The organism is Alphaproteobacteria bacterium (assembly GCA_033762625.1).
In the GTDB taxonomy this organism is placed as follows: domain Bacteria; phylum Pseudomonadota; class Alphaproteobacteria; order UBA9219; family RGZA01; genus RGZA01.
Genome location: JANRLI010000021.1, coordinates 79,751 through 87,847 on the forward strand (window position 1 = coordinate 79,751; position 8,097 = coordinate 87,847).

4 protein-coding genes are annotated in these 8,097 nt (G+C 49.5%); 1 reads left to right on the top strand and 3 read right to left on the bottom strand.

The genetic code is table 11. The annotated features are described in order from the left end of the window. Positions 1-66: 66 nt before the first annotated feature. A complete protein-coding gene (locus tag SFW65_09715) occupies positions 67-1,407 on the bottom strand; it encodes a M48 family metalloprotease (protein ID MDX1923389.1) in 1,341 nt (446 codons plus the stop codon). 93 nt (positions 1,408-1,500) lie between these two features. Then, positions 1,501-4,284 (bottom strand): Rne/Rng family ribonuclease, encoded by a 2,784-nt coding sequence (locus tag SFW65_09720; GenBank protein ID MDX1923390.1) that lies wholly within the window; start codon positions 4,282-4,284, stop codon positions 1,501-1,503. Positions 4,285-4,833: 549 nt separating this feature from the next. Between SFW65_09720 and SFW65_09725 the strand changes: the two genes are divergently transcribed. Continuing rightward, the gene (locus SFW65_09725) at positions 4,834-7,362 is read left to right on the top strand and encodes a penicillin-binding protein 1A (GenBank protein ID MDX1923391.1); all 2,529 of its coding nucleotides are present in this window, start codon (positions 4,834-4,836) and stop codon (positions 7,360-7,362) included. A 3-nt stretch (positions 7,363-7,365) separates the two neighbouring features. On the opposite strand, the gene SFW65_09730 is transcribed toward SFW65_09725, so the two are convergent. After that, a partial coding sequence (locus tag SFW65_09730; GenBank protein ID MDX1923392.1) for a hypothetical protein occupies positions 7,366-8,097 on the bottom strand: 732 nt, incomplete at its 5' end.

An 8,097-nucleotide genomic window follows, 5' to 3' on the forward strand; every position in this document is an offset into this window, starting at 1 on the left:
GAACAATCCGTATAACCGGATTTGCGTTAAGGAAGCATTAACCTGCCACCCTAATGCTATCTGGCGCTATTCATCATCATCGTTTCGGGTTTGCTTAATATCCTGCGCCCTTATGACATAAGTAGAGCGTTTTGGAAGCAATTTTAAGGCACGTTCTGCCCATTTATGCGCCGAACCGATATCCCCCTTACTAACCGCCTCCTCCGCGAGGCAATACGCAACCATACCCTCATCGTTTTTACGGCCCCAAGCGGTTGCCAGATAACGCCATGTGGATGACTCCCGGGGTTCGGTCTTAAGGGATTGATTGAGGCGTTCGATAGCTTCGTCAACGGTGCGGGTATTTTGTGCTTCCAGTAATGCGTGACCATACGAAGCTTCGATAAGACCTGCATCTGGTTTTAAATCTACCGCTCGTTTGTAATAGGTAATCGCCTCATCAACGCGGCTGTTTTCAAATAAAATTTGGCCCATCAGTTCATAAAAGTATGGATTGTTTGGTTCTGTTTTTATCAGCTCCGTCATACCTTTCTCGGCTTTATCGACATCCCCCTTGCGGTAATGCGCGATTGCGCGCGCATAGCGTGCGGATAAACGGCTGTCCTTTTCGGCATAGCGCAGCAATGCGGATTCAGGTTTCAAATAGCCAAGCAATTTTGCCTTCATCCGGTCATGCAAATCATAGAAATGCGCGCTGGCTTTATTGTTGCTGTAGGGCGATTGCTCTACATGATAACGCACGGCGTCAATACGATCCTGCGTCAAAGGGTGGGTTCGCGTGTATTGAGCTTGTCGATCAACTGATAAACCTTCCTGCGAAGAAAGTTTGCCAAGAAATTCACTTAAGCCCTTGGATGTAAGCTTTGCGCCATCAAGAAAACGCATGCCCGCAGCATCTGCTGAGGATTCCTGCGCGCGGCTGAATGACAATATCGAACGCTGGGCGATCGATTGTCCGCCGGTAATCACCGCTGCGCCTGCGCCGGGATCACCGCTTAGTACAGCAGCAGCCGTGCCAAGCACCATGCTAAGAATTGCTTCAGCAGAAGCATCTTTCATCGCAGAATTACCGCGCACCAAGTGCCCACCGGAAATATGGCCGGTTTCGTGGGCAATAATACCGATAAGCTGCTCGGGATTATCGGTTGCCTGCAACAACCCTGTATGGAAGAAAATATTTTGCCCGCCAGCGACGAATGCATTCAGCGTGGGGTCATTGATAATAATCACGTGCACGCTGTCAGGGTCGATACCTGCGGCCTGCCAGATTGGTGTACCGTATTCTTTCAGTGTGTTTTCAATTTCGACGTCGCGGATGACGCTGAAGTTAGGCTTCTCGGCATAGACAGGCGCAGCAAAACCCACTGCCGCGATAAGCAAAAAAAATATAGAAACAAAACGCTGCATGCACTTCGCAAAAAAAGAATGAGGTGTACCCCGTTCTTTCATACCTTGTCTGAACATTTTGTTAAAAATGCGCCAAACTAAGGACATTCCAGTTTACGAAGCACCCGTTAGACGTTGCCACCAGCCGGTTTTCTTGACTTCGGGCTGCGCATTGGTGTTTTCAGCCTGTTGGGGCTTATTCTCGCGCGCAGGTTCACGGGGTGTTGTGTCGAGTTCAAACACGCTTACTGGAACATGTGGCTGCTGTTGTTGGGCGCCGCGATTGTTGGGGTTGTAATTACCCTGATTTTCGCTGGTTCGATTTTCGAAACGACGGCCTTCGTTATTGCGCTGCTGGTTATGGTTATCACGGAAATCACGATTGCCATCGCGCGGTTGGCCGTCACGACTGCGCCCATCACGATTACGGTCACGGTGGCGGTTATCGCGGTTACGATTACGGTCACGGTTGCCATCGCGGCGGTGATGACCATCGCGGTTACCGCCTTCACGCTGTTGACGGAATTCCTGCCCGCCCTCACCTTCAACGCCAATTACTGGCGGTGCGACGTTCCCGTTTATCTCGCCTGTACCGTCGCCATCTTCAGCGAATTGCGGTTGCTGCGGATTAAAGTTATCGCGGTTTCTGTTGTCACCATCACGGAAACGGTTACGACGGTTGCGACCACCACGACGACCACGTCTGCGGCCTGAACGACGTTCTTCGCTAGTTCCTGCTGCGCCGCCGTTTTCGAATGAACTGCCATTATCATTTGGCTGAGCTTCGGCAAAACGGTCAAAACCTTCACGCGCAGCTATTCCATCGCCATCGGCTGGTAAAAAGTCTGATTCCATCGAGCCAAGATTTTCCTGCGCATCGCCATCAAGCCCCATATCGCGGTCCATATCGGCGAACATCTGCTTTTCATTCATCATTTGATTGATTGGCAATTGCTCGTTCTGCTTCTTGGTGCGGATACGTTCGATGGGGAATTCGGGCGGAATGACATCTTCGCGCGGACGAATGTTAATGGTGAAGTTATAGCGTTTTTCAATGCTCGCCATCGCTTCACGTTTGTTGTTCATGATGTAGAGCGACACATTCGATGGCATGGAAATGATGATTTCCGCAGCGGTTTGGCGGATACCCTCTTCTTCCATGGCATGTAATGCAAGCAAGGCCGAAGATTCAACAAGACGGATATGACCCGTGCCGTGGCAATGCGGGCATTTTTCAAAATTCAAATCAAGTAAGGACGGACGCAACCGCTGACGCGATAGTTCCATCAATCCAAAATGGGAAATGCGGCCAATTTGCAATCGCGCGCGGTCATGGCGCATCGCTTCTTTGAGACGGCGTTCAACGGCAGCGTTATTGCGACCATCTTCCATGTCGATGAAATCGATAACGATAAGGCCTGCCAAGTCGCGCAGGCGAAGCTGACGCGCAACTTCTTCCGATGCTTCCATATTGGTGCGGTAGGCGGTTTCTTCGATATTGCGTTCGCGTGTGGAGCGGCCCGAGTTAACGTCAATTGCAACCAAGGCTTCGGTTTGGTTGATGACAATGTATCCGCCGGAGCGTAGCGTCACGACTGGCGAATGAAGCGCATTGATTTGCGCCTCCACCTGATAGCGGAAGAATAACGGGATGATGTTTTCGCGGTAGTTATGTACACGCCGTGAATGGCTTGGCATCAACATGCGCATAAAATCACGCGCTTTTTGATAACCGTCTTCGCCTTCGACCAAAATATTATCAATGTCTGGCGTGTATAAATCGCGGATAGCGCGCTTGATCAAATCGGCTTCTTCATAGACCAGACTTGGCGCGACTGATTTAAGCGTCAATTCACGAATACTGTCCCATAAACGCAGCAGATATTCCAAATCGCGCCGGACTTCAATCTTGCTGCGCTCCATCCCTGCGGTGCGCAGAATAACCGCCATGCCATCGGGCGTATCCAAATCTTCCAGCAAATCCTTCATGCGGCGGCGATCTTGCATGCTGGTAATCTTGCGTGAAATACCGCCACCCTTATCGGTGTTGGGCATTAAAACGCAGTAGCGGCCAGCAAGCGAGATGTAGGTTGTAAGCGCAGCGCCTTTATTGCCGCGTTCTTCCTTCACAACCTGAATGAGCATAATCTGTCCGCGCTTGATTACTTCTTGAATTTTATAACGGCGGATAAAACGATGACGTCGTTGTTCACGATGGCCTTCAACTTCATCGCCGCCCACATTTTCAAACGGGATTTCAGCTTCGCCGCCATCGTTCAATGCTTCTACGGGCGCAATCACATCGCCTTCGATGATATCGCCACCCACAATTTCGCCAACAGGTTGGATATAACCGGAAATCTGCTGTTCGCCTTCGGGTTCATATTCACCTTCGGCGGTGAACTGGCTTTCTCCAGAAAACTGGCTTTCTTGAGAGAATGGGTCGAGCATCGGCTCGTTCAAATTACCGGATGACAAACTTACCGCTGGAGGCAACGCAGAATGGGAAATGTGGTCTTCCGACACTTCCTCGTCATTAAAGGGGGCATTCATATCATCGGACACATCTTCCGATGAAAAAGGTTGATCGATGTCACCCGCGCCTTGCGGGGCGTCGGCCATAGCATCTTCCAATGCCTGACGATCCGCCATAGGAATGCGATAGTAATCGTGATGAATTTCTGAAAAAGCCAGAAACCCGTGGCGGTTACCGCCATATTCCACAAATGCTGCCTGCAACGATGGCTCGATGCGGATAACCTTTGCGAGGTAGATGTTACCTTTTAATTGCTTGCGCGCTGTGGATTCAAAATCAAATTCCAGAAGGCGTTGACCATCAACAACCGCTACCCGGGTTTGTTCCGGATGGGTTGCGTCGATTAGCATACGTTTAGCCATAGTTTACTCCCTGACGGGAACTTTTATCTGCCACTTATCGCGCTAAAATAATAAGCGCAGGTGGATCAATAAAAGACCCCTTGGGCGACAAGCCAGCATCCTTCGTTTTGGCGATAGAACAAAACATCAGGCGCGGCGCACCCAAACATTGCCTTGTCTGGCTAAGGTTCAGGAGAAAAAGCTGAAACCATGCGCATAAAGGCAAAACTGTTAAAAAAATTACCAAGGCAAAACTGCCAAAAAATCCACAGAACAACTGAAAAAGCTTTTACTTCAACGAAGTATTCTGTGAATAAACAAAACGGCAAAGCATGAATGAACAAAGAAAGAGGGTCATTACATGCGCGACCTTGGTAACCATCGCGCCTCTATCATAGTCAGAGGTTAAAGGATTTAGCAATAAGAATTCTGCTTTGCCTTTCTGCTGCCTAAAATGCTAGTTAAATCAGCCCACAGCACTCGGAATCAAATCCGATACCTTAACATTTAAGAAAAATCCAGCTTATGCGCTTTATATCATGGCTTTTTTCCGTTTCGGTGCTTTTGGTCATGCTGGGCATCGGATCCGGGTTCTATGTATTACACCAATTCAGCAAAAACCTGCCTGATTTTCAGGTTCTCAAGAACTATGAGCCTGCCATTTTGTCCCGCGTTTATGCTGGTGACGGCCGCCTGCTTGCAACCTTTGCGGCAGAGCAGCGCATCTTCATACCTATTAAAGACATCCCACAGCGCGTAAAGGATGCTTTTCTTTCCGCAGAAGATAAAGATTTTTATACCCATCCCGGCGTTGATATTTTCGGGATTGGACGTGCGATTTTAAGCAACCTTCAAAGCATAGGCGCCAAGCGCCCCATGGGTGCATCGACCATCACCCAGCAAGTGGCAAAAAATATGTTGCTCGGCAATGAAGTCACTTTTGCGCGAAAAATCAAAGAAGCGATTTTGGCATTCCGTATTGAAAGTGTTTTAAGCAAAGACCGCATTCTTGAAATATATTTGAACCAGATATTTTTAGGCCAGCATTCGTATGGTGTTGCAGCTGCTGCGCTGAACTACTTTAACAAATCATTGGATGAATTGACGATTGCGGAAGCCGCTTATTTAGGCGCATTACCAAAAGCGCCAAACAATTATCATCCGATTAAAGATGCGCAGCGCGCACTGGAACGCCGTAACTGGGTAATATCCCGCATGCGCGATGACGGCAAAATCAGTGAAGGTGATGCCAAGCTGGCGATGGGTGAGCGTTTGGAAATGCGCGGTCGTGGCGAGAACGAAAACGTACGCGCCGAATATTATGCCGAAGAAGTTCGCCGCGAATTAGTGGATGCATATGGCAGCACCAGCGTTTTGAAAGATGGCTATGCGGTGCGCACCAGCCTTGACCCCAAATTGCAAATCATTGCTGATAACGCGCTGCGCCGTGCGCTAATTAATTTTGACCAAAGCCGCACCGGATATCGTGGACCTGTTACCAAATTCGCCAACATGACCGATTGGTCACGGCAATTGGAAGCGGTGGAAGTTCCACCCGGTGGTGAAGACTGGAAAATGGGCGTCGTATTGGAAGTGCGCGACGATCAGGCATTATTGGGTTTTGAAGGCGGTGGACGTGGCTTATTGCCGTTTAACAACATGCGCTGGGCACGCCCGCAATATAAAGACAAGCATTATGGCCCCGCCCCGCGCCGCGTTGCGGATGTGGTAAGCGTTGGCGATGTTGTACTGGTTGATGAGCTTGAAAAATCTGACGACAAGAAAAAAGACGCTAAAAATAAGGATGGGGACGAGAAGAAAGTTGAAGTCAAACCATCTTCCCCGCTTTACCGCTTAATGCAGGTTCCAAAAATCCAAGGTGCGTTCGTTGCGGTTGACCCGCATACGGGCCGCGTACTGGCGTTGGTTGGCGGGTTTAGTGCACGGTTAAGTTCGTTTAATCGTGCAACGCAAGCGATGCGTCAGGAAGGTTCGTCGTTCAAACCTTTCGTTTATCTGGCCGCCCTTGATAATGGCTTTACCCCATCCAGCCTGATTAATGACGCGCCATTACAAGCATCGCAAGGCGCAGGCATGCCCATTTGGGAGCCACAAAATTTTGACGGCGATTATATGGGCGTGATGACCATGCGCCGCGCACTGGAAAAATCACGTAACATTGTGACCGTGCGTTTGGCACAGCAAATTGGCATGGAGAAGGTTATAGAATATGCAAAGAAATTCGGCATTGTCGATGATATGCCGCCTTATCTTTCCTTTGCGCTTGGCGCGAAGGAAACCAGCTTGCTGCGCTTGACAACCGCATACGCCATGCTGGTGAATGGTGGTAAAAAAATCCTTCCCAGCTTTATTGACCGCATTCAAGATAATGAAGGCAAGACGATTTGGAAGCATGACCGCCGCCCCTGTGATGGCTGCGCAAATGTAGTTTGGAATGATAAAGCAACAGTCCCAGATTTGCCCGATACGCGCGAGCAAGTGAATGACCCGCGCACGACCTACCAGATTGTTTCGTTATTGGAAGGCGTTGCCACGCGCGGTACGGCGGCATCACTGCGTTCACTGGGCAAAACATTGGCTGGTAAAACTGGCACGACCAATGACAGCAAAGATTTGTGGTTTGTCGGGTTCTCTCCCAATCTAGCCGCAGGCGTGTTTGTCGGGTATGACGACCCCACCCCGCTTGGCGAAAAGGAAACCGGCGGTACCATGTCATTGCCGATTTTCAAAGAATTCATGGAAAAGGCACTTGCAGATAAACCGGATATGCCCTTCCGCGTTCCGCCCGGTGTGCAATTGGTTCGCGTTGACCCCTATACAGGCAAACGTGCAATGAGTGGCGAAGAAGCTATTTACGAACCATTCCTTGTTGGCACTGACCCTGAAAGCGCACAAACGACCGTGCTGGGTGGCAGCGACCCCATGCCAATGGATGAACCGCAATTTGATGAAGATGGAAATTTAATTCCCGGTACCGGGACTATGCCCCGCGGTGTTGACCCGTTGGCGCCTGTATTGCCTCCCGCGCAGCAGGAACGCCCCCCGGGTTCTGATGTTGGTACTGGCGGTCTATATTAATCGCTATATTGATTTATCGATGAGGATATTTCGTGGCCTTGGAATATCAGGGCGGCAGACAAATAACGCACCCTTTGCCAAATAAACAATTGGAAGAACAATCACATCTTCAATGCGCTGATGATCACGCAATACACGCTGGCCAATTGCCGGTAAGCGCGGCGTAGGAATTTCTTTTCCGTCAATCGTAATTTTACTGAGATCTTCTGCCACCACAAAGCGCGCGGTTTCGCTCACGACTATTTGTGTTTGGCGATTTTCAGGACCAATTAGAAAAAACATTTTACCCCGATTAGGCAAACGCTTGGCATCTACTTCGGTAAATGGAAATGGAACAATTGTTCGGCCTGCAACACGCCCAATTATGTCTCCGGTTTTTTGATCCCGAAGAATGCTGTTGTCATATCCCATCGCTTTTTCAAGCGTAGCATTTAGGCTTTCCTGCAAAGACGCAGCAACTTGCTTTAGTGTTGTAGGATTTGGATTTGTGACATTTGCCATGAGCACATATCCAGGATATGCGGTTGCCGGAAATTCATGGCAGTAATCGTTATCACCGCCGCGTGTGACGGCATAAAGCGATGCCATACCTACAAGGGTCAAACCGATTGCCGTACGTGGATTTTTTGCAATACGCTGGCGCAAACGTCTCAACTGCAACATGTTATATACTCGAACCCGGAACGCACCGTGCACCGGTATCACGGCCCACATTAAATATCGGCAGGGTCGCAA

Coding starts and splice junctions, on each gene's coding strand:
- SFW65_09715 (MDX1923389.1), bottom strand. CDS start 1,407: ATGCAGCGTTTTGTTTCTATATTTTTTTTGCTTATCGCGGCAGTGGGT.
- SFW65_09720 (MDX1923390.1), bottom strand. CDS start 4,284: ATGGCTAAACGTATGCTAATCGACGCAACCCATCCGGAACAAACCCGG.
- SFW65_09725 (MDX1923391.1), top strand. CDS start 4,834: ATGCTGGGCATCGGATCCGGGTTCTATGTATTACACCAATTCAGCAAA.